Annotated in this window: 15 protein-coding genes; 6 read left to right on the forward strand and 9 right to left on the reverse strand. The window is 55.8% G+C overall.

The window, feature by feature from the left end; translation table 11 throughout:
* The first annotated feature begins 350 nt into the window (after window positions 1-350).
* From ACFULT_RS21165 to ACFULT_RS21185, 5 genes are all read left to right on the forward strand, one after another.
* Window positions 351-1,520 carry a hypothetical protein gene (locus tag ACFULT_RS21165; RefSeq protein ID WP_378482352.1) on the forward strand — a complete coding sequence of 390 codons (1,170 nt, stop codon included), beginning with the start codon at window positions 351-353 and terminating at the stop codon, window positions 1,518-1,520.
* Window positions 1,521-1,679: 159 nt separating this feature from the next.
* Window positions 1,680-3,827, forward strand: a complete 2,148-nt coding sequence (locus ACFULT_RS21170) for a DEAD/DEAH box helicase family protein (protein WP_378482353.1) — start codon at window positions 1,680-1,682, stop codon at window positions 3,825-3,827.
* 29 nt (window positions 3,828-3,856) lie between these two features.
* Window positions 3,857-4,021 carry a hypothetical protein gene (locus ACFULT_RS21175; protein WP_378482354.1) on the forward strand — a complete coding sequence of 55 codons (165 nt, stop codon included), beginning with the start codon at window positions 3,857-3,859 and terminating at the stop codon, window positions 4,019-4,021.
* On the forward strand, window positions 4,018-6,084 hold the full coding sequence (locus ACFULT_RS21180; protein WP_378482355.1) for an AAA family ATPase: 2,067 nt from the start codon (window positions 4,018-4,020) through the stop codon (window positions 6,082-6,084). Before ACFULT_RS21175 ends, ACFULT_RS21180 begins: the two co-directional genes overlap by 4 nt.
* On the forward strand, window positions 6,081-6,557 hold the full coding sequence (locus tag ACFULT_RS21185; RefSeq protein WP_378482356.1) for a hypothetical protein: 477 nt from the start codon (window positions 6,081-6,083) through the stop codon (window positions 6,555-6,557). Before ACFULT_RS21180 ends, ACFULT_RS21185 begins: the two co-directional genes overlap by 4 nt.
* 26 nt (window positions 6,558-6,583) lie before the next feature.
* Here ACFULT_RS21185 and ACFULT_RS21190 read toward each other — a convergent pair whose 3' ends face one another.
* From ACFULT_RS21190 to dndB, 5 genes are read right to left on the reverse strand one after another with little or no spacing between them, the layout of a single operon-like run.
* On the reverse strand, window positions 6,584-8,041 hold the full coding sequence (locus ACFULT_RS21190; protein ID WP_378482357.1) for a DNA phosphorothioation-associated putative methyltransferase: 1,458 nt from the start codon (window positions 8,039-8,041) through the stop codon (window positions 6,584-6,586).
* A 6-nt stretch (window positions 8,042-8,047) separates the two neighbouring features.
* Window positions 8,048-8,428: a DNA sulfur modification protein DndE gene (gene dndE, locus ACFULT_RS21195; protein ID WP_378482358.1), complete on the reverse strand. Its 381-nt coding sequence runs from the start codon at window positions 8,426-8,428 to the stop codon at window positions 8,048-8,050.
* Between the two features lie 4 nt (window positions 8,429-8,432).
* Window positions 8,433-10,406: a DNA sulfur modification protein DndD gene (gene dndD / locus ACFULT_RS21200; RefSeq protein ID WP_378482359.1), complete on the reverse strand. Its 1,974-nt coding sequence runs from the start codon at window positions 10,404-10,406 to the stop codon at window positions 8,433-8,435.
* The gene (gene dndC / locus ACFULT_RS21205; protein ID WP_378482360.1) at window positions 10,403-11,932 is read right to left on the reverse strand and encodes a DNA phosphorothioation system sulfurtransferase DndC; all 1,530 of its coding nucleotides are present in this window, start codon (window positions 11,930-11,932) and stop codon (window positions 10,403-10,405) included. Before dndC ends, dndD begins: the two co-directional genes overlap by 4 nt.
* Complete coding sequence (gene dndB, locus ACFULT_RS21210; protein WP_378482361.1) at window positions 11,929-13,056, reverse strand: DNA sulfur modification protein DndB; 1,128 nt, start codon at window positions 13,054-13,056, stop codon at window positions 11,929-11,931. The genes dndC and dndB overlap by 4 nt, the downstream gene beginning before the upstream one ends.
* A 100-nt stretch (window positions 13,057-13,156) precedes the next feature.
* Between dndB and dndA the strand changes: the two genes are divergently transcribed.
* Window positions 13,157-14,344: a cysteine desulfurase DndA gene (gene dndA, locus ACFULT_RS21215; protein WP_378482362.1), complete on the forward strand. Its 1,188-nt coding sequence runs from the start codon at window positions 13,157-13,159 to the stop codon at window positions 14,342-14,344.
* A gap of 45 nt (window positions 14,345-14,389) precedes the next feature.
* Here dndA and ACFULT_RS21220 read toward each other — a convergent pair whose 3' ends face one another.
* From ACFULT_RS21220 to ACFULT_RS21235, 4 genes are all read right to left on the reverse strand, one after another.
* Entirely contained in the window at window positions 14,390-15,241 is an 852-nt protein-coding gene (locus ACFULT_RS21220) for a restriction endonuclease (protein WP_378482363.1), read from the reverse strand.
* Window positions 15,238-16,350, reverse strand: coding sequence for a ParB N-terminal domain-containing protein (locus ACFULT_RS21225; protein ID WP_378482364.1), 1,113 nt, complete (start codon window positions 16,348-16,350; stop codon window positions 15,238-15,240). Before ACFULT_RS21225 ends, ACFULT_RS21220 begins: the two co-directional genes overlap by 4 nt.
* Window positions 16,351-18,734: 2,384 nt before the next feature.
* Window positions 18,735-19,025 (reverse strand): type II toxin-antitoxin system Phd/YefM family antitoxin, encoded by a 291-nt coding sequence (locus ACFULT_RS21230; protein WP_378482365.1) that lies wholly within the window; start codon window positions 19,023-19,025, stop codon window positions 18,735-18,737.
* 119 nt (window positions 19,026-19,144) lie between these two features.
* Complete coding sequence (locus ACFULT_RS21235) at window positions 19,145-20,290, reverse strand: hypothetical protein (protein WP_378482366.1); 1,146 nt, start codon at window positions 20,288-20,290, stop codon at window positions 19,145-19,147.
* Between the last annotated feature and the right edge of the window lie 60 nt (window positions 20,291-20,350).

The following is a 20,350-nucleotide window of genomic DNA, read 5'->3' on the forward strand; positions in this document are numbered from 1 at the left end:
CGGCGGAGAGGACTACCTCGGGCACTCGAATCCCGATTGGCCAGAGGTGAGCACTTGGAGCGCTTCGTGGGTGCAAACCGCCCAACCAGCGATTGAGAGACCTATTTCGGTTCTTGAGCCGTAACACCTCACCAGGAACGCCCGCGCCGATCAGTAGGCAATCTAAGATTTTCGACTGACCGGGGTGTAGACGTTGCATCTACCCCGTATTGTGAGGTTAGTTCAAGTCCGAGCGCAGCTAGACGGCCTCGCAAGGTGAGAGGAGCAGGGTTGATCAATGCAGTTCAAGGCGAAGACCACCAAGCTCGCCTAGCCGGTTTGTTACCTTACGAGCGAGACATCTCTGGATCGTGCTCGGGAGCGACTGCGGATGCCTTGAGCCCGGCTATGCAACTACGAGTGCCGCTGCGCCAGATCGCGACAAGCTGAATATGGTCGACCGCCAGCTCGCTCGCTTAGATAAAGTCACGTCGCTTATAGGTGCGGGGTTACTGGCCGACGCTTCGGACTTTCTTGACCGTGATTCACTGCTTACGGCAGAGCAAAAGGCGCAAGTAAGACAAAAGTTGCAGGAGGCGAAGTCGGCGAGGCTGCGTCGGCAGGAGCAGCTAGCGCAAGAAAGGGCTAAATCGAGCAAAGCAAATGTTGTTCATAATGCCAAGTATGACGTATCTGCAGTTAAAAACTTACTAACATCGTTGTCATCCGGCGACAATCTCGAACGATACGACCTGGTGTTGACTTCTTTCAGCGCGCTCGAGTCTGCAGAGGCGGGTCTAATTCTCGCTCGTTTCGGAATCGACGGAAGCGATCCGAAGCCATACTGGCAACTGGCTGACATGACAAAGTTGAGTGTCCAGCGTGTCCGTATGATCGAAGCACGCGCGCTTCAAAAGATCGCCGATCGACTATCGATTCAAGATCCTGCACAGTTTGTGGATGACGGAATTTCGGTGTTTAAACCGGCGATCGCACCTACACCAGTCACGCCGGAGCCAGTAAGCAATAAATTCAAGCCCGAAGCTGAGGTGGATCCTGCCGAGCAGGCCTCGACAAGAGCATCGCGTGTTTCGGCCCTTAGCGATAGCCCCGCTGGCGACGAGCGTCCAGCGCCGATGGACACCTTGGAAGCCCCCGAAAATCATAGGTCGACTTCGCCGTTCTCGACGGAACCCGTAGTAGACGACTCCGATGACCTTGATGAACTCTTGGACCTGCTACGTCCGATCTCTTCGCGCACACAAGACGCGAGCCCGTCCCTGTCGCACTCTGAAGATTCGGTAGCTATCTACTCCGTCTATAAAGGAGTGAAAACAAAAGCGCGGCTGTACCCCACGGTCGGAGCTGTTGAGATCGTCGACGGTCCACTGGCCGGGAGGGACTACGCGACGCCAAGCGGTGCCGCCAAGGCGGTGGTCGCTCATTACAGCCCTAACGTTCTCAATCCACTCAGAAACGGTTGGGCATTCTGGCTAGTGTACGACGGCTCTGGCAACCAAATAAGCGTCTTTAGAAGATGATAGCCCGCTCGCAATTTAGCCCAGCGTCGCCAGCATCCGATCCATCTCTGTGCGGACATGGCGCAGGTGCATTGCGAATAGCCATGCGTAGGATCGTGTTAACAGCACGTGCGGAAGGCATACGCAGCATCTCAGACGTGCAAGAAGGGATTGTGTGCGATGACAACGGATGAGCCCACCGGTGGTCTGCGATCGCTGCAAATTGAAAATCGGTATCGTAGCGATGGGACGAGCTCCGTTACAGACTTTTACCTCCCGGTACTGTCCAACGCAGTATCTTATAGTCGTGCGGTTGGTTATTTCACGTCTGGAAGCCTTCGGTTGCTTGCGCAAGCCATAGACAAAATTGTCGATTCTAAGGGATTAATCAGGGTAATTGCATCTCCACATCTAACAACGGATGACGTAGAAGACATAACAAGGGGATACGATCGTCGTAGCGTAATCGAACGCAGCCTTGTGCGGGAACTCACCGACGATCGAGACGATGTTTTGCTCGATGGCTTGAGTGTCGTAGGGACTTTGATAGCGCAGGGTCGACTCGATATAAAATTAGCTTTCGTGGAGGGTGAGCATGCAATTGGCCTTTATCACGAGAAAATTGGTGTTGTCCGGGATCGCCTTGGTGATTTGATCGCATTCACCGGTAGCTCGAACGAAACTATCGGAGGGCTCGTAAACAATTTCGAATCGATCGAAGTATACAGGGGATGGATTCCAGGAGATGGTGCGCGCGCTCTGCGGTTGGAGGCAGACTTCGATGGCTTGTGGAACAACGAGACTGAAAACCTTGCTGTTGAGGACTTTCCGTCTGTCGCAAGAGAGCGACTGATCGAGATTGCAACCGATCGTAAAGTTGTCGCGCTACCTGTTGCAGATCCGCGACCAGAACTTATCCAAGGAAGCGATCTCAGACCAAGTATGAGGCCGCCCGAGTTCCTTGAACAGCGGGAATATCAGAAAGACGCAATGGTTGCATGGCTAAGGCAGCAAGGCCGCGGAATGTTGAAAATGGCGACCGGCACTGGAAAGACGAAAACTGCCCTATTCGCGGCGTCTCACATCGCTGCGGTTGAGAACGGCAACGAGCGGCCGTTGGTCGTTCTGGTTGTAGCCCCTCTTCAGGCGCTAGTCGATCAGTGGATGGAAGAATTCAGACTCTTTGGGGTTGATGCGGTTGGAGTTTATGAGAACAGTGAGGTTTGGCTACCTGTCGTTCAGCATCAACTCGCATCTGCCCAGTACGGTCGACGCCAGGTTGTTATACTAGTAGCTACGAATAGTTCTTTTTCCGGAGCACGGTTTCAATCGATTTTGAGTCGGATCAGTCTTCCATTGATGTTGATCGCGGACGAAGCACACAATCTGGGCTCTGCGACTTACAGGAAACTGCTTCCTGGCAATGCTACCTACCGACTTGCGTTGTCGGCCACTCCAGAACGCTGGTTTGACGACGAAGGAACTGACGGATTGCTTGAGTATTTCGGACCGGTAGCTTTCGAGTTAGGGATTGAGAGGGCGATAAATGAGTTGCACGCTCTATGTCGGTACTACTACCATCCCAAAATTGTCGAACTGAACCCTCAGGAGTACCTTTTTTACTCCGAACTAACGGTCAAGATTGGAAAAATGCTGCGAGCGGGCGAATTGCCGGAGTCGGCTGAAGCGAATTCTCCGCTCGGGGCTTTGTTGCGGCAAAGGTCGTCGATTCTCGGGCACGCGCAGGGGAAACTGGCTGCCCTTAACTTAGACTTGAACCATGAGCGCGAAAATTGGTACCAACTCATATATTGTGCAGAAGGCTCCGCTCCACACGATCGCGACGGGGGAGAATGGACAGGTACGAAACAGATTGATGCAGTCATGTCGATGGTGGGGAATGAGATGCAGCTACATGCTCATACGTATACGTCGGAGACCCCCCGTCGATTGCGCGCGGAGCTGATAAAACGATTCAGTAGCGGGGAAGATCTTCGAGTGCTCGCGGCCATGAGATGCTTGGATGAAGGCGTAGATATACCCGATGCGAAGCTGGGCTATTTGCTGGCAAGCAGCACCAACCCGCGTCAGTTCATTCAGCGGCGGGGCCGGCTTTTGCGCCGTGCTCCCGGGAAAACGCACGCCACGATCTACGACTATATTGCGGTACCGCCGGCTGGATCGCCTATCAACTTTAACATCGAACGAAATCTGTTAGTTCGTGAACTGGCGCGGGTCAACGAGTTTGCGAAAATTTCCGAGAATTATCACGAAACGCTCGACACTTTACGGCCCTTGAAAACCCAGTACCACCTCATGGATTTGTGACGTATCCATCGACCTCGAAAGGTTAGAGTATGACGATCCCCGCCCGTACCGAACAGCAGGTACTGCAAGAACTAACCCCGCTTGAGCGAAAGCTCACGAAGCGGGTTCTCGAAATTGAGCGGTCGAAGCTCCACCTTCGTGCGGCTCAACCCACCGACGAAATACTTGCGGCCGTAAAAGGGCTGATTCCATGAGGCTTCACTACATTGAGCTGGCTAACTTCAGGCAGTTCAAGGGTATCCAGCGGATGAACCTTGCGTCTAATGCGAGTAAGCCCGTCAGTTTGTTCTTCGGCGCGAACGGTTCGGGTAAAACAACGTTGCTCAACGCCTTCACGTGGGCACTGTATGGATCACTGTCGGAGGATGTCGAAGTACAAGACAGGATGGCCACCGACATTGTGTGGCGCTCCGCAGCGACTGGCTCAGTTGTTACAGTCTCGGTTGAACTGGGATTCGACCATGGAGGTCAGGCGTACCGCTTGATTCGGCAGGCGGATCTTCTAAAGGAGTCGGACGATCAGCCTGGCGTCCTTAACCCTGCTCTCATTCTTTCGACGATTGACAGCAGCGGTATGTCGAGCGAAGTACGAGCGCCGCAAGAGATGATTTCCTCGATTCTGCCTGAGGGTATCAGCAGATTTTTCTTCTTCAATGGTGAGCGGATCGAGAAGCTCGTCCAGAAGGGGTCCTACAGTGAGATACAGCAGGATATCAAAGCGCTGCTGAACATTAAGCATGTCGAACGCGCCATCGAGCATCTTCCGAAGGTTTCCAGAAAGCTCTCAGCAGCCGTGAAAGATCGCGGCGGGGATGTGGCAAGTGAGTTACAGGGGAAGATCGACGAAGCAGAGGACGAGCAGCAGACGCATCAAGACGTGTTGACATCAGCAGAGCGCGAGCTTGAAACCTACCGGACGGAGCGCGACGCGGTCATTGAACTACTGGGAAAGCATGAGAGTGTGTCCCATATTCAACGTGAGCGCGATAGTGCAGAGGATGAGCTGTCCCGTGCTCGTTCGGACCGCGAGTCGGCGAAAGCAGGTCTCGGCAGTCACATGGCTACACGGGGATTCCTAGCTTTCACTGACGACATTGTTGCAGAGACAGCAAAGGTTGCGACATCTTTGTATCGAAAGGGGGCATTGCCGGCTCCGCTCAAACGCGAGTTCGTGGACAAACTGCTCGATGATGACCAGTGTATATGCGGTGCGCCCCTGGTTACGGGCAGCTCATCGCGTCAACACGTGGAGGAGTGGCGGCAGCGAGCGGGACTGCAAGCGGTCGAGACGGCTTGGCAAGAACTCAACGGAAAACTACCCGAAATGCGATCCGCTCGGGACGACCTGCGTGCGACGCTGACTGACCTAACGTCGCGGGTCGATGACGCAAACGAGAACGTCAACCGACTTGAGGTTAAGGTTTCCGAACTGTCTGGACAGCTCGCAAATTCCGAACTTGAGGATGTGCAGGCGCTGGAGTCCAAGAGGGTGGACCTCGACAGACGTATCGAGCGCTGCGTTAGCACGGCCTCTGTCGCACGCAGCCGACTTCAAGATTTAACGGCTCGACAGGACAGTCTTCGTAAGCAGCTGGACCAGGCAGAACTCAAGGATGAGCACGCCAGCAAGGCGCGAGACCGAGCTGACCTCGTCCGCGGCGTACAACGGGCTCTGGAGGAAATTCGGGAGATCCGTTCGGCCGAGATGCGGGAAAGGTTAGAGAAAGAACTCCAGACAATCTTTAGTGGAATCTCGGTGAAGCCGTACATCCCACGATTGAATGCTGACTTTGAGTTGTCGCTGTACCAAGATGTTGACGGTGTCGAAATGGAAGTCCCGAAGTCCACGGGTGAGAACCAGATACTAAGCGTTTCGTTTGTTGCGGCCGTGTCTAAGCTAGCTCGCGAAATACCGTCCGAGGGGCGGGCAGAAGGTGATGCCTCGGACGGAGCAGGTAGTTACCCCATCGTTATGGACGCTGCTTTCGGATCGCTTGACCGTAACTACCAGAAAGAGGTAGCTCGCGCGCTCGCTCGCATGGCACCGCAACTGGTGGTACTGGTCAGCAAGAGCCAAGGGCTTGGGGATGTAATCAAGGAACTGCGATCGCATGTTAGCAATCTCGGAGTAGTCGTAATGAACTCTAGCTCGCTCCGCAATGTCTCGGAAGAGCTAGAGATTGATGGAAAGAACTACAATTACATACTTTCCGGTGCTGAATCAAACTACTCCCTCTTTGAGGAGATCGACTCATGAATACAACTGTAGATGTGCGGGTGCGCCGCCCAGCCCAGTACGAGGAGCTTATTCAAGAGATGCGAGATGACGCCTATTTTCCAACCAGGCGTGATGTCCTTTTATTCGCTGCAAGTGTAGGACTAAAATTCGAACGATCTGCGACTTTTTCGGAAGCAGCAGGCGAGCCAATAAGGTACGAAACCCTAACTGTTCCTGCATTTGCCGACGCGCTGGTATCGATGGTGTCCATCAAATCGCACATGACCGGCGAGGGAGTCGATGATGCTGAGATTTTAGACAACTCTCGTTTGCAGGAGCGGGTCGATTCGTTCGAGGAGTACGTTCACGGGGGGCTTGAGCATATACAGGATCAAATGAACACCCGGAGTCAGCCAATCGAGCTCATAGTGTCGGCCCTCGTAAACGAAGCTTTATCAGTCGACGACGTTGCGGGCCCGGCGAGCATCGAGGACCTGCTCGCGGGTATTTAATGTTGGATCGGGACACCACGGAGTTCTCACGGCCAGTTGTAGAGGCGATGTCCCCGTACTACTTTTCCGGCGGACCGCAGCATTTGTTGCCAGCCCTTTAAAGTGCCGATGTGCTCGGGATGTTCATACAAACCGGCGTTAATCTCGGCGCGTGTCAATGTGTGGTAAAGGCGACGTCTCGGATCCTCGTCGCTTACGAACTCTTCCTTGCGATGGAGCAGAGGCGGGTTAGCGGACTGAGAATAATCGCGCCAGTCCACAGTCAGGTGACGGAGGTTAACTGTAATCGCGCTGGCAAGCGTCGGGTGGGCGTTTCTCTCGAAATTGGGGTAGGTCAAGAAGGACACTTGGGGTTTGACTACCGACAGCTTCACCATGTTAGCGGAGGGTGTGCTCCCGCAAAGAACTCGTGCACATCCTTCGTACACCTGTAGCAGCGGGGGAAGCTCTGCAAGTGCGTTGCGGTGAACGTAAAGAGCCGAGGGGGTTTGCTTACCGACGCCCGCATGACGGGCTGCCATCAACACCATCATGGCGTTTCCACAGCTCGCGAGTAACCGGTCACCTTGTGTAGTGACGTTTTTGTACGTTTGAAAATGTGTCCGGATGTCGCGCTGCAAGCCGGCTCCCAGCTGAGAGAACCGTGGGCGGTTGCCAAATCGCGAGAGAGCGCAGTAGACCGTGAGTTCGCTCTGGCATTGAATTCGGACTTTCTCCCAGTGGGCGTCGTCGGTGACTTTGTAAATTAGGTTCATCGCCCGGCCGAGGGAATGGAATTCTGCTTTGATCTTGCACTCGTGTTCGACTGTGAGCTCACCTGGCCTCGGCTGGCGTCCATGCATTGTGAGGAAGTTCAGTAATGGTGCCAGCAGTTCTTGATGCTGCTCGTAGGTTACGTGTGGATCAATACGGAGACGTGGTCTGTAGGTGTGTACGCGATTTGCTAAGAATTGTTGTTGGTCTGCGTCGTTCCTAAAGACGTAGAAGATGCCCGGTGCTGCTGCAACGGGTTTTGTGCCGAGTGCACGCTCAATCCAGCTTGCGAGTTCATCTTGTTCATAAAATTTTTGGAACGTCCCCGACTGGGTGATGATGCCGTCTGCAAGACGTCGACCCACCAGATTCCTGGCCTCCCAGACCAATCGACCTGAAACGACTAAGACGGTTTGAGTCAGACACCATGCCGTTCGAATTGTTTCGAGTCGTTCAACCGGGTCTTCGATGACGTTGACGACGTATCCGAGATTGACGACGTCTGCAACGTCCTTCGCCGCTGCAGGCCGATGACCCGGGTCCCACCCCGACACTGAGTAGCCCAAAGCCGATAGGGCTCGCAAATCATCCCCACGTCCGCATCCGTAGTCGAAGAACGTCCTGCCCGGTGCCAAGATGTTGTCTGTTAGGGCAAAGTCCACTGGCCTGGACAACGAGGACCGAGCCATTGCCGTCCGGTGTCGTGCTACGGCTTGGGATGGCGTCTTCATCAACGGTTACTCCGTTAGTGCAAGTTTTACGAGCCCCCCGATGTCCGAAGAGCGCGTGTCACCGATCAAGTATCCGATACCTCGGTGAAGATGCAACCGAAAATAGTTCGCTACCGTCTCTTCGTCCGTCGGCAACCCGTCTCGGTAGCATCTGTAGCGCGTCAACGCCCAGAGGGTGTCACCATGGGCTCCTGCGAATACACGCCAAGTCATTTCTACGCTGCTATCGGTGACGAGTTTGATCGCCGGAGGCACGGTCGTCTCGGCAAGCGATCGGCACAGTGCCCATCGGCAGAGAACGTTCCAGTGCTCGATCTTGGTTCGACGCTTGAGTGTTACCAGTTGGTCTCGGGCAGTTTGAGAAAGTCGAACGTGTTCGAGAGGCATCTAATTACTCCCAGAAGTAGCCGGGCAGCACGGACGTTGAATTGGTCGTTTGATCAAAATCGAGGCGATACGAACGACCGACGAATTTCTTGATTCGACCGTAGGTTGCCTCGTCGATTTCAGTGTCCGTCGACAGCAGAATCACCTGGTGGCTAGCATATGGGAAGTAGCGGTCAACCAGGTGTCCCCTATGTGAGCCGTCGAGTCGGCCAAGTGGGGTGTCTACAACCACGGGTAGTGGTTGCCCCGACGCGCGTGCTAGTCCCCACAGGAGTGAAACCGCAAGCAGTTGGCGCTCTCCGGCGGACATCTGATTGGCGGGTAACGCGGTCCCATCGCGTCCCATCAGCTCTACTGTGTATGTATCCGGGTCGATGCTTACGGAGGCGACGAGAGACTCCTTGCGAAGAAGTCTCTGGAGGGCCTCTAAAACGAGGTCACCTATCCGACCAAGGTATCGGCGCGTCGCCGCGCCACGAAGTGACTCTAGAGTTTCTCGGACCTTATCCACGTGCGTGACGATCCGAGTGTCGTCGTCTATCGAAAGCTCGGCGTGTGCAAGTCGGTCCAGTTCGTTTTCGTAAGCCGCGTCGGCCTTGATCCGCTCAGCACGGCTGGCTGTCAGAGCCTCCTCGACCATCGTCAGGGTTGCTTGTTTGCGCGCAAGCTCCCCCGCCGCGCTGTCCAACTCGGCCTTGAGCTCCTCCAGTGACTCTGGGTCGGGCATAGCGACGAGCACGCGTTCCAACTGGTCTAGTTCAGCCCGCGTAGTCAAGCGGCGTTCCAACAGGGAAGTCAATCGCCTTGATGCACCGGGGAGCGCTGTGGTTCTGAGAAATTCGATGCCGGCCGAATCCTTCAAACCGGTAATTGAGGGGACGGCTCCCTCTGATTCGCGCCGTTTCCGATCGTCCGCCATGTATGCAGCGACTGACTCTAGTGTCGCTGCCCCGACCGTGGAAGAGCTCAACAGGCCGACGATAGCGTCGTCCCGCTCACTGAGCACCCGTGCGACGATTTGCTGCTGCACCGCATTGACTTCCGCGCGGCTCTGTTGTTCCAAACCCTTGAGCAACTCTGCAACCTGTAAAAGCGGTGCGACATCGGCAGCTTCCTCGCGGAGCTCAGTCTCAAGCTGGGCGAGCGTTTCCCGATGAATCTCGGTCGAGCTTTCTGTGGCCACCCGCTTGTCGAGCAGTTCGCCTCCGGTCGATCGATACTTCTCAGCGAGCTCAAAATGTAGCTTCTTGGCGCGCTCTGCTTTGACCCGGAGCGACGCCATCGATTGGACGGTCGCTTCTTCAATCTGCCGGGATTTAGTAGCAACGTCCTTCTTTTCGGCGACTTTGGCTTTTAGCTCCTCTGGAATCTGGTTCATACGATGCCGCCGTCTGAGTACAGCGAGGTCTGTAGTGAGTCGGTCGACTAGATCCAGTCCGAGCAGCGTCGATAGCGCGGAGCCAAGCACCTCACGGGACTTCTGCATGTCCGCGAGAGCCTCAATCTGCTCACCGTCGAAGAAGAAAAGTCCGGCTATCCCGCGCGGCAGAAATGTCTCGACGTGCTCGCCCCACGTTGAGGTTAGGGCCTTGTCGATGGCCCCGTCGACTTCGACTTCCACGCGCTCCCGGACGGGCTCCTTCGCGCCTTCCCAGGTTCTGATCACCCGGTAGTTGTGCTCAACGCCCTGCTGGTTGGCACGAAAGGCAAGCTCTACACCCGAGGTAGACCCGTGCGGTGATCCTCTGTGGACCAAACTACGCAGGTAGTTTTCGTAACTGCCGGTTCGTCGTCCCGTGGCTTGAGCTAAAGTGCCATAGAACGCGAGGTGGATCGACTCAAGAATCGTGGTTTTACCTGCACCGTTCAACCCACCGACCAGGATGATCGGCTTGGCGGACGACTTCGGAGCGAGCTCAATTTTGTGACGCCCGGAGAAGGTCCCGATGTTTTGTAGGACGAGCTGGTCGAGAATCAAGCCTCCACCCCCGTCGGAACAGGTCGGACATAACCCGCCGCTATATCGAGATCGTCCGGCGAGTCGCTATCGTCGGGCCGCTCGATCGCATCGCGTCGCTGATTGGCTCGCTTCATCGCGTCGTCCACGTCGTCATAGAATCCTCGCCGCATTGCCTTGGTAAGTGACTCGAATAGTCCAGCTCGGCGTGCCTGGGAACGATGGCGCTGCTCGATATCTAACAGTTCTCGGACCAGTTCGAAGTGAAGTCGATCGTCGCCGACGACATCTTGCAGAATCGCGACTGTCTCCGGGCCTAAGGGCAGGTGTTCGTCGAGAGGTCGTCCCGGGTACTCTTCGCCCGTTGCATCGCGGTAAATCGCGGGTAGGTTGTCCTCGAACTCGTGCTTCTCAACCACCCAGAGTCGACGAATCTCTTCCAGCTCGGGGAGCGTCACCAGTTCTAGACTTTGGACGATGTCAGGTCCGTTCGCGCGAATCCATGTTTGGGCGTCGAGCAGCTTTCTAACCCAACGCTCGCGTGATTCCTGCGTGTAGGGACCCGGGATAGTTCGGTCGTGGAACAGCTGGACGCTACCGTTCATACGCCTGAAGTCGCGCAGGTGGCGGTCGTCGGCGACATCCAGTTCGTTTCTGAGCTCAAGCAGTGGAAGCATCCACTCCTTCTCCTCGTCGTTCTGGATCATGGCCGACATCGATTTGTCCTTGTCGACGAGGGTGCATGTCCAGCAACCGAATCGGCTATCCCCGCAGCTAGGGGTAGTCGAGTCCACCACCAGAGGGCATTCACCGTCAGAGGATGCGCCCTGGTACATCGTGAGGAGCTCCTTGTTGGAGTAGCCCCAGGGGTTCTTGGTTTGCATGAGGAAGGTCCATACGTCGTCGTTGGACCAATTTTCGACCGGTGAGTAAACCAGGCAATTCGGGAGTGAGTCGTTCGGGCTGAGCAGGTCGCGCACGCGGCGTGACTCGAGTTCAACCATCCGGTGCGAACGACCCGAGCTCTCAGCTTTCCGTGTGCCGAGGACGAGGATTGCTTCGCCGTGAGACTTCACCATGTTGATGATGAATGTGTTTGAGGGCTTGATCTTAAGTCGCTCTGTGCACCATCGGAACTTTGGTCGTGGGGCGGGGTACCCACGACCCGCGAGATTGACCCAGAATGTGTCGGCGACGGCGGGCGTCAAACGGTGAGGCTCGATCGGCAATCCCTGTTGGGTTGCGGCCGCCCTGATCGTCTCCAGAGAGTGCGTGACCCAAGCTGCGACGATAGGGTTTTCGACCAAAGTGTCGGTGCTGATGACGTGCACCTGTTTGGTCCGCTGTTCCGGCTTGAGAGCTGCGATAGCCATCCATACCAGCTGAAGCACGGCGGTTGAATCCTTACCTCCTGAATAGCCGATGACCCAGGGGATACCGTCCTCGAGGTAGAGCGTTTGCGTTTGCAGGACCAATTCGTCAATCGTGCCCGCTAGGCCCAAGTCATCGAATGCAGACCGAGGTCGAATCGGCAGGTTTATGGTCACTTTTCTCCTCCGTTGAATGCAGTTTCTGCACGCTGCTCGTCGGCGGGCAACGAGATTCCCAATGTTCTTCTGATTAGCGCTGTGGTCAGCAGAACGTTGCCAGCGCTCTTCGAGACGCGGCCACCGGACAGGGCTCGCCCCTCCCACGTCGAAGAGTTCGAACGATGCCAGTCGATGTCTCCGAGCTGTTTCAAGATTCGGGGCCATTTACGTTTATCCGGCGTGTCTCGCAGAATTGTGTTACCAACCTTGCCGAGCGAGTGCAGCACGATGCCGTGGCTGTGTATGAAGTCTCTCCGTATTTCGCCCGCGCTGACTTCGCGTTGACGCACCTGGGTCCACTCTGGGATGTATCTTGCGACTGTGTCCCAGAACACCTGGGCCATCTCGACCTTTTGATCAAACGTGCTGTCGTCGAAACCATCGAGCAGAGCGCGGTTTGCGCTGTACATAGCCGACAACGTGAACAACTTTCTTGAGCGTGTTGCCAAGTTGCTCGACTCGGTCTCAGTCAAGTCGTTGTAGAAGTCGGACTGAAAAACAACGACGCGCGTGATCGCTGACATGTCGTCGCGGTGGTCGTACAGGACGCTGATCGATTTGGCGGGGCGGATGGCGTACCTGTTCAGGTCCGCGAACATCTGCTGGCAGCGCTTCAGGCCGAGGTCTAAGAACATGACGATGGCGATCGTCTCGTCACCAAGATCCGGGTTCTGGCTCAAAGCTTCCTGGATCGCTGCCCGCCTGTGTTGGCCATCGTTGATCACGAACTTTGCTGACATAGGAATGGTAAGCGTGCCGATGCGCTCGTTCGGTCCAGCGCCGCTGAACGGCTCGAACGTGACGTCGGCGTCGACGGACGCCGTCAGTGCAGAGAAGACGTAGCTGTCCGGATTCTCGACCACGTAGCGAGCGATCTCCGGTACCCGCGCCTTGTTGAGTGTCCGCTGGGCCCGCATCTCAGGAACCAGTTCCTCGTCGTCGAACAGAAACAGGCGCGGTATCAGTCTGAGAGGACACATCGTCACGAAGTAGCCTCGACCTGCCTGAACCCCGCGGATGGCAGGGAAGACGTACTCGAAGCCCGGGCTACGCGTTGCTACGGTGCTCGGCTGCTTGACCATGACCCTCCAATGTCGGTCGCTGATGTACGGAACTATACATCCGAACAACACGGCTAGTTTAACGAACACGCGCCCCCAAAAATCGCGTACAGTTTCCGGCATGACGATAGCCCCGGGTGCCGACAACTCTGTTCCGTCTAACGATGCAGCTGTTGTGTCGCCCGTGTACTTGGATTGCAACGCCACCACTCCGATCGACCCTGCTGTACTAGCCGAAGTCGTCCATTACCTGCAGGATGATTTTGGGAACGCAGGCAGCCGTACCCATGCCTATGGTCAGCGCGCGAAGGAGCGCGTCAACCGAGCGCGGGAGCAGGTCGCGGCACCCGCAGGTGCGAAGCCTGAGGAGGTGATCTTCACCAGCGGGGCAACGGAGAGTAACAATCTCGCCATTCTCGGTCTTGAGCAGGCTGGTCGGGAGTCCGGCCGCATGCACATCGTCACTACTCAAATCGAGCACAAGGCCGTACTCGAGCCTATTCGCGAGTTGGCGAGGCGGGGGTTTGAGGTCACGGAGGTTGCCCCGACTCCTGGGGGCTGGATTGATGCCGATGACGTTGCTACTGCCTTACGCGACGACACAATTCTGGTGTCGGTAATGGCAGTCAACAACGAAACCGGCGTAATTCAGCCAATAGAAGAAATTGCACGCTCACTGCGCGATCGCGAAGCGTACTTCCACGTCGACGGTGCGCAAGCTTACGGTAAACTGCCGAAGTTTTTCGAGAACTCACGGATCGACTTGATAAGTGTCTCGGGGCATAAATTGTTTGCGCCGAAAGGAATTGGCGCTCTTATCGCCCGGCGACGCGGGTACACGCGTGTACCACTTGTCCCACTCTTGGTCGGTGGTGGACAAGAGCGTGGTTTACGCTCCGGAACTCTGCCGGTAGCGTTGATAGCAGGGCTAGGAAGCGCCGTGATGAGCGCGATGAAGGAATTTTCTGCCCGAAATGCCCGCGTGCTTAAAATTCGAGATGAGGCGATGAGTGCCTTTGCTTCTCTGGAAGTCTCGTTTAATGGCGATCTCTCGCGGACGATGCCGCACACCTTGAACCTCTCGGTTCCCGGCGTTGATTCGGAAGCAGCAATTGTCAACCTAAAAAGGATCGTCGCTGTATCGAATGGTTCTGCTTGTACATCGCAGGTATATGAGCCAAGTCATGTTTTGGTCGCAATGGGTTTGGAAGATCAGCAAATCAGTGGGGCAATACGGTTCTCATGGTGCCATCTGACACCTGACACCGATTGGGAAGCAGTCGCGATCAGCCTCGGGAGGATCAGGTAATGGGCAACAAATTCAAGAGAATGGATGAACTTGGCTACACAGACGTTATTTCTCCTGCTGAACCGTCCAGCTCACCAGCGGAACTATGTTGGTCGTTCTCGCAAGTGATTGCTTGCGAAGTATTCCGACCATTTCGATAAATTCCTGGTACGTCCACCCTGGCGCCACCAACGAGCCAATTTTGTATGAACTCCAGCAAGTGCTCCCAAGGCTTCTTGATGCAGTGAGTCCACTCGATCCAAAGCCGTCACGTGAGGCAATTATCAAAGATTTCGATACCCCTGGTTGGGTGCGTAGATCGACCAGTGCATCGTAAATCTCCCAAACGGGCTTCCTGAGCCCGAAATGGTATTTGTTCACAACATCCTCGACGTGCTGCGCAGAGAGTCCGCCCGTCCAGGCTTTTGCCTGTATAGCTACACAGTGAGCATGAATTGCCGGGGTGCGGTAGAGCCCCAGCACGTCGATGCCGCCGTCGTTCGGCCCGTCGACTATGAAAACTTTAGACGCTCCACAATGGGCAAGCGCTATGGCGCAGCACCACACGAACTCGACTGGGTCGCAGTAACGAATAAAATTGATGATTTGCAAGCGATCTTCGTTGATCCCGCCCATAAAGCGGGGATGTCTAACACCCAGCAAGACGTGCTCCTGCATGGTCGACGCATACAGTGGCGGATCGATTTCATCTAACGACCATGTTTCGTCGATATATTCGTCGAAGAGCAGCAAGAATCGGTCGGCCCATAGTTCGGCGAGTTCATCACTTTGCATCTCTGAATATCCGTGATTGGTAAAAGCGCGAGAAAGGTGGCTAAGAACGTGCACAGTCTTTCGTGGCAACGTTGAGACTGCCAACGACATAGCCTCTTCGCGAATCAATTTAAGTGGGGTCACGGCTGAACGGTTTCAACTGCACCAGGAACTGCGGCAAGGAGCGCTTCAATGACAGTCGCTAACGCCAGGAGTGATTTCGACACCTCAGTGGGTTGTGCTGCCAACGAGGTGGCGGGAAGGCTTGCCAGCGCTTTTGTGGCACGGTCAATTTCAGATTTCCAATCATGCTTCGTAGACGCCTCGTCGAGGCGACCTTTTGCCTCATCTATAGGCATATCGTATTGCAGAACGTTTTCGATTAGGTCACTACGATCGCTTTTGACTAGCTTCTCCAGGGCCCCGATCTGCCGTGGATCGTGAATTCTTCTCCTACTGTTATTTTCGGGGTCTTCTCCGATAAGTTGAAAAAACGTCTGCAAATTGTCCACGTTTTCATAGTTCTTTGCCGCCTCGTTCCAACCAAGCCAGTTGCGTACCACTGGACGCCGGTGCGCTTCTTCGAACAGTGTAAAGTATTCTTTCTTTGCACGACTTGAGTAATCTTCGTCCGCAAGCATTTGTTGTAGTCCGCGATTTGCGTTGTATAGCCTATTTACAGCAACTGTTGAAATCCCTAGTTTCTGTCCCACCTGGCGAGATTTCAAACCGTTCTCGTCGATCTCCCGCGAAACCAGTTCTGCGCGTTGCGCAGGCGACCAATCTCGGATCCCACTTATGTGACGTATTCCCTGAAGGATCCAAGCGATATCGTTCTTCTGTGATCCGGTGTAGACTAAACATTTGATCGATTGAATCGACGTCAGCAAAGAAGCTTGTTCTTCCTCGCCCAAATCTGATTCTTCAATCTCGGCTCCCCGGATTCTGGCGTCGACTGTCTTTAGTGCCGCCACCCGTCGATTTCCCTCGACTGCGACGTACCGTTCGCTGCCCGGCTCCAGCTCTCGAAGGACTATTCGATCAAGTGGAAGAAATCCGTTCTGCACAATACTTCCGAATAGTTCTTCTACACCCTCTTTCTTTATATTCTCGTAAGTATTTTTTTGGACTTGTTCTTCATGGGCTCTCTTGTCGGGTATCTTTGACTTCAAGTTAGTAAAGCGTGGATTGTTAGGATCTAGATATATACAGTGCAGGGGGATGATCTGTTCTTGCAAATCCTGGTCGTACATTCGCACTCCTTAGGCTTGGTCAAGTATCTGGTAGCGTAGCTTACGAGGTGGCGGCCTTGCGTGGCTACTCGGCCTCGTTCGAGCTGGAAGCGTGGAGTTCGACGTCGATTTCCTGTTGGCCGATTTGGAAGACGCAGTAGGTGGATCCTTAAGGTGGCTTGCGAATTACCTCGCAAATCGCGACGGCAGTCTGGCGGGTCCCCTGTGGCCGTCCGGTACGAGGATGGAGCTATTGTCGCGGAACTCGTGATCGTCGACGCTCTGCCCAGAACCGCAGCGAGGGGAGTTCGAAGTTGACCGGGCGTTTGGCCACTCGTTCTGACCTACAACTTGGATGGAAGCGTCCGGACGCAACTCCCGGCTAAGAGCCTGTAATTTTGGGGCGGTTGTCTGTCGCTTTGGTCGTTCAGGTCGCAAGGCGGTTAACCATCGCTGATTAGGCCAACTGCAACGTGCTTCGCCGTTCCGACCCGCACGTCATGGACGCGTCACGTCGATTGTTACTCGCGGGCGCCCAGCAATGGGCCGACGCTTTGGATAGATAGATCGCGGTCGGTCGGATTGACAAGTTCGATGCCGGTATCGTATGTACTTGGCTGCGCGCGAGAGCGGGATACGCAGTTGGGTTCGCTCAATGCCTGCTACGGCAGGCAGACCGTCATGCAGTTGGCGCGTTGGTCGAGGTGTCCAGAAGTGCCGCGCCGCTCAGCGCGATCCCGTTCGAACGACACACAACTGTTGCCAGCGATCAGGACTGACAATATGGCGCTTCCGGCACCAAGGGCGAGGAGTAGTGGTCGGCATTCTTCGCCACCCCCGGCATCTGCGGGTCCAAAGACGCTGGCGACGGCAACCGCGCACGTCACGAACAAGCCTGCGGTGACGGCTGCACTGAGTACGGCCAAGCACTGTTCGTTAGCTGCACTCCCACGTAGCGGAGTAACGAGCCCTAGCGAGGTTGGTTGTCGATCCAGTCGCCGCTGTTCCCGCTGCCTCGCGATTTTCGCAATTCCGGTCGGTGACCAGATTAGATCAGCTTGGATTCAATGTCTACGAGAGTTGTCAGGTTGTCGTGGGTGTCTTGCGTGCGTTTTGCGTTGCCACCTAGCCACCGATCAGTCCGTCGATGAGCGGCACTAACACCTTCAAGGTCTCGACCATGCGCGGATCATGCCATGTCGTCGTTTTTCCTGCGCAAAACTGCGAAGGCGGTTGAGTTTTGCACACCGGCGTTGGGGCAGAACGACACCGTGATTCAACAAAGCTGTGCAAACCCCGCCCCGTATTCTACGATCAGCCAATGACTTTAACGGGGCGCAAGTTCGTAATCGGTGCACTAGGTGTCGTGTGTGCCAGCACTCACGTTATCGGCGCTAGCGTCGCGATGGCAGTGCCGAATGCCTACGGTTTCGATACCCCGGTTGTGTCGTTCACCACGACAGTGGACTCGATTACGGCAACCGTCACCAACCCCAATGGGAACGGCGTGTGCTTCGGCGGGATCGGGATACCCGCGACACAGTCTGTGCATCCATTCGGGGACAACGCAAATGGCCCTTGGCCAGGGCCTGGCCAAAAGTTGTCCATCACTCACCAGGGGCTCGCGCCTGGAAGCTATCAGGTCAGCTTCTTTTGCGGTGAGAGCACCACCTCGCCGAAAAGCGCTGGACCGGATACTTACGAAATACGGGTGGGTCCACCCGAGGTACCGAGCGTGTGGGATTGGCTCCGATCCGGCAGCGCGGGTTCGCCGTTCTGATCAACTGAGAAGCCACTTCTTCGCAGGGCGAGTTCTCCACTCTGCAACAGACTCCGCTGCCGCGCACGATCGTGCCGGTGAGTCCAGGTAGACCGTGGTCACGTCTCCTCTTTGTCAGACATTGGCAGTTTCCATTCACCTGTCCACTACCACTACACCGAGTTCGATCAGATACTAGAAGCGCCCGTCCGGAACTACAGCCTGGTGAACGGCGATGGTTGTAAGACTCATGTTTGCCATCACACCGAAATCCAATCAGGGAACATTGTCGAACCTGATGACTAATGAGTCTTCGAATACGCTCTTCTTCCAGGCGACGAGCACGAACCGCATACCCACCCTCTGCACGCTGAACCTCACGGGTTCGGCGGAGCCCATAGAGGTTCCGGTCGGCCAGGATCTTGGAGACGGCGCGTTGGATGAGCTGTCTGTGGATTCGTACGGGTTCGATTGGACGCAGTAGATCCACCTCCGTGATGTTCGCTATCACCTCCGACTCGTGGTTAGTTCTTGGGTTGGCCGCACCACGTTGCTCTAGGAAGATCTGTATGACCTACGAATTGGTCCCATTGTCGGTGCAAGCCTGGCCGTTTCTGACGAGGTCAGCATGGTCGAGAACGGGGAGTCAAGAGTCGTCTCGTTTGGGGTACCGGTCACCTGAGCTTCTGCCGCGTCTGGCTTGCTCAAGTCCGTCGTTCACGCTTTGCCCATTCGCAGGGCTCGAAAAGACGTGCATCGTCTCCATAATCGAGCGGTATTCGGCTGCGGACATGAGCACCACATCGCCAGCGTTCGATTCGACTACGACTGGCTTGCAGTCGTTGACAACTCGTGCCGACAGATTTTCGAACCGCTTCAGCATCTCGTTCGGACGGATAGCCTTCGGGTAGTCATCTCGCCAGTCGCGCATCATCATTCGTCCTCACTTCCGCCCACCACGTTAGGTTAGCCACCTATCGTCACACAGGCGATGGGTTTCTCGCTACACGATTTCGAGGATAAAGCTCCACCCGCCACAGAGTGCCCAACCACGTGTCAGAACACCGCGCCATTGTCAGGATTGATGTGCAGGACGTTCCCCAGGCAGTTGACGATGACGCTGCGGCCCTCGCCGGGAGGAGTGAAGACTGCACCGTCGATGTTGTCCATGCCTTGGCTGCCAGAGAACGTGAAGGCGAACGGGTCATAATTGGCGCAGGTGTACGTCCAATTGATCGCGCCGGTCTGAAAGCCGACACCGGCGAGGTTGAATGCGCCGGGACTTCTGGACCCTTGAGCTCCGGCTACCACTATCGTCTGTCCGTACGACGCCGTCGGTGTGGGCACGGTGATCGGCGAACCTGTGGTCGTAGTCCACGTGCTCGTCGATTGCGCGTTGAATCCGAGCGGGGTCTCGGAGATACGAACTTTGCCTTCGTAGATGCGTACAACGTCGCAGCCGCCGCCGGCCACAGCAAATGTGGTTGCGGGTACGGCATCAGTGGTCCACCAGGCTGTGCAATTCTGTACTTCTTCGCCTGGGCCGAGTGTTGCGAGTTCGGTCGACGCGGTCTTCGAAGTGCTGGACGCGCCGCCCGTGGTGATGATGATGAGGCCAAGGAGGACCACACTCGTAATGATCGGCTTAATCAGAGATTTTCTTCCGACTGCAACGGCGATGTCGACAATCGAGAAGGCAAACCCGACGATGGCTGCACCGGTGAGCCACTGTAGAAACGTTGCCACATGCAGAAATGCGTCCATGAACTCCGAATTGTCTCGTGCAAGTGCTGCCGCCTGGTCGGTCAAACTCTGAGCGGTTGCCCAGCGTCCGACCGACAACGCTGGGAGCACCGTCACACCAGCCGCGATCGCGGCTGCAAGCGCCATGGGTGTAGGCACTTTTCCGATCGTTAAGGTCGACGTCATCGCTTGATAGCCGATCTTGGCGCCCAGTGCTGCGGCTATCACGCACAGGAGCAAACCGACTGTGCTGGAAGGAATGGCACCGGCGAATAACGATATGAGGGCCGCCAACGCGTACAGCACGGCGACCGCTCCAGCAAAGGGCACAACGACAATCCGGGCGAGCGGACTGTTGATGTGAACGGAGATATACAGTGCGAGGACGAGTACGAAACAGAGGCCTTGTAGGCCGGTCCAGTGATCGAATGCCCAGCCTGGGGCCGCCTCGCGCAGCAAAGGCCATCCTCCGGCGACGGGTGCGACCTGGTCTGCAATCGTCCGATAGAAGCCCCACAG

Source organism: Rhodococcus sp. NPDC057297 (genome assembly GCF_042667435.1).
Lineage (GTDB): Bacteria > Actinomycetota > Actinomycetes > Mycobacteriales > Mycobacteriaceae > Rhodococcoides.

Excerpts from the sequence above, each read along its gene's own strand:
- ACFULT_RS21170 (WP_378482353.1), top strand. The coding sequence starts at position 1,680 with ATGACAACGGATGAGCCCACCGGTGGTCTGCGATCGCTGCAAATTGAA.
- ACFULT_RS21175 (WP_378482354.1), top strand. The coding sequence starts at position 3,857 with ATGACGATCCCCGCCCGTACCGAACAGCAGGTACTGCAAGAACTAACC.
- ACFULT_RS21180 (WP_378482355.1), top strand. The coding sequence starts at position 4,018 with ATGAGGCTTCACTACATTGAGCTGGCTAACTTCAGGCAGTTCAAGGGT.
- ACFULT_RS21185 (WP_378482356.1), top strand. The coding sequence starts at position 6,081 with ATGAATACAACTGTAGATGTGCGGGTGCGCCGCCCAGCCCAGTACGAG.
- ACFULT_RS21190 (WP_378482357.1), bottom strand. The coding sequence starts at position 8,041 with ATGAAGACGCCATCCCAAGCCGTAGCACGACACCGGACGGCAATGGCT.
- dndE (WP_378482358.1), bottom strand. The coding sequence starts at position 8,428 with ATGCCTCTCGAACACGTTCGACTTTCTCAAACTGCCCGAGACCAACTG.
- dndB (WP_378482361.1), bottom strand. The coding sequence starts at position 13,056 with ATGGTCAAGCAGCCGAGCACCGTAGCAACGCGTAGCCCGGGCTTCGAG.
- dndA (WP_378482362.1), top strand. The coding sequence starts at position 13,157 with ATGACGATAGCCCCGGGTGCCGACAACTCTGTTCCGTCTAACGATGCA.
- ACFULT_RS21225 (WP_378482364.1), bottom strand. The coding sequence starts at position 16,350 with ATGTACGACCAGGATTTGCAAGAACAGATCATCCCCCTGCACTGTATA.
- ACFULT_RS21230 (WP_378482365.1), bottom strand. The coding sequence starts at position 19,025 with ATGATGATGCGCGACTGGCGAGATGACTACCCGAAGGCTATCCGTCCG.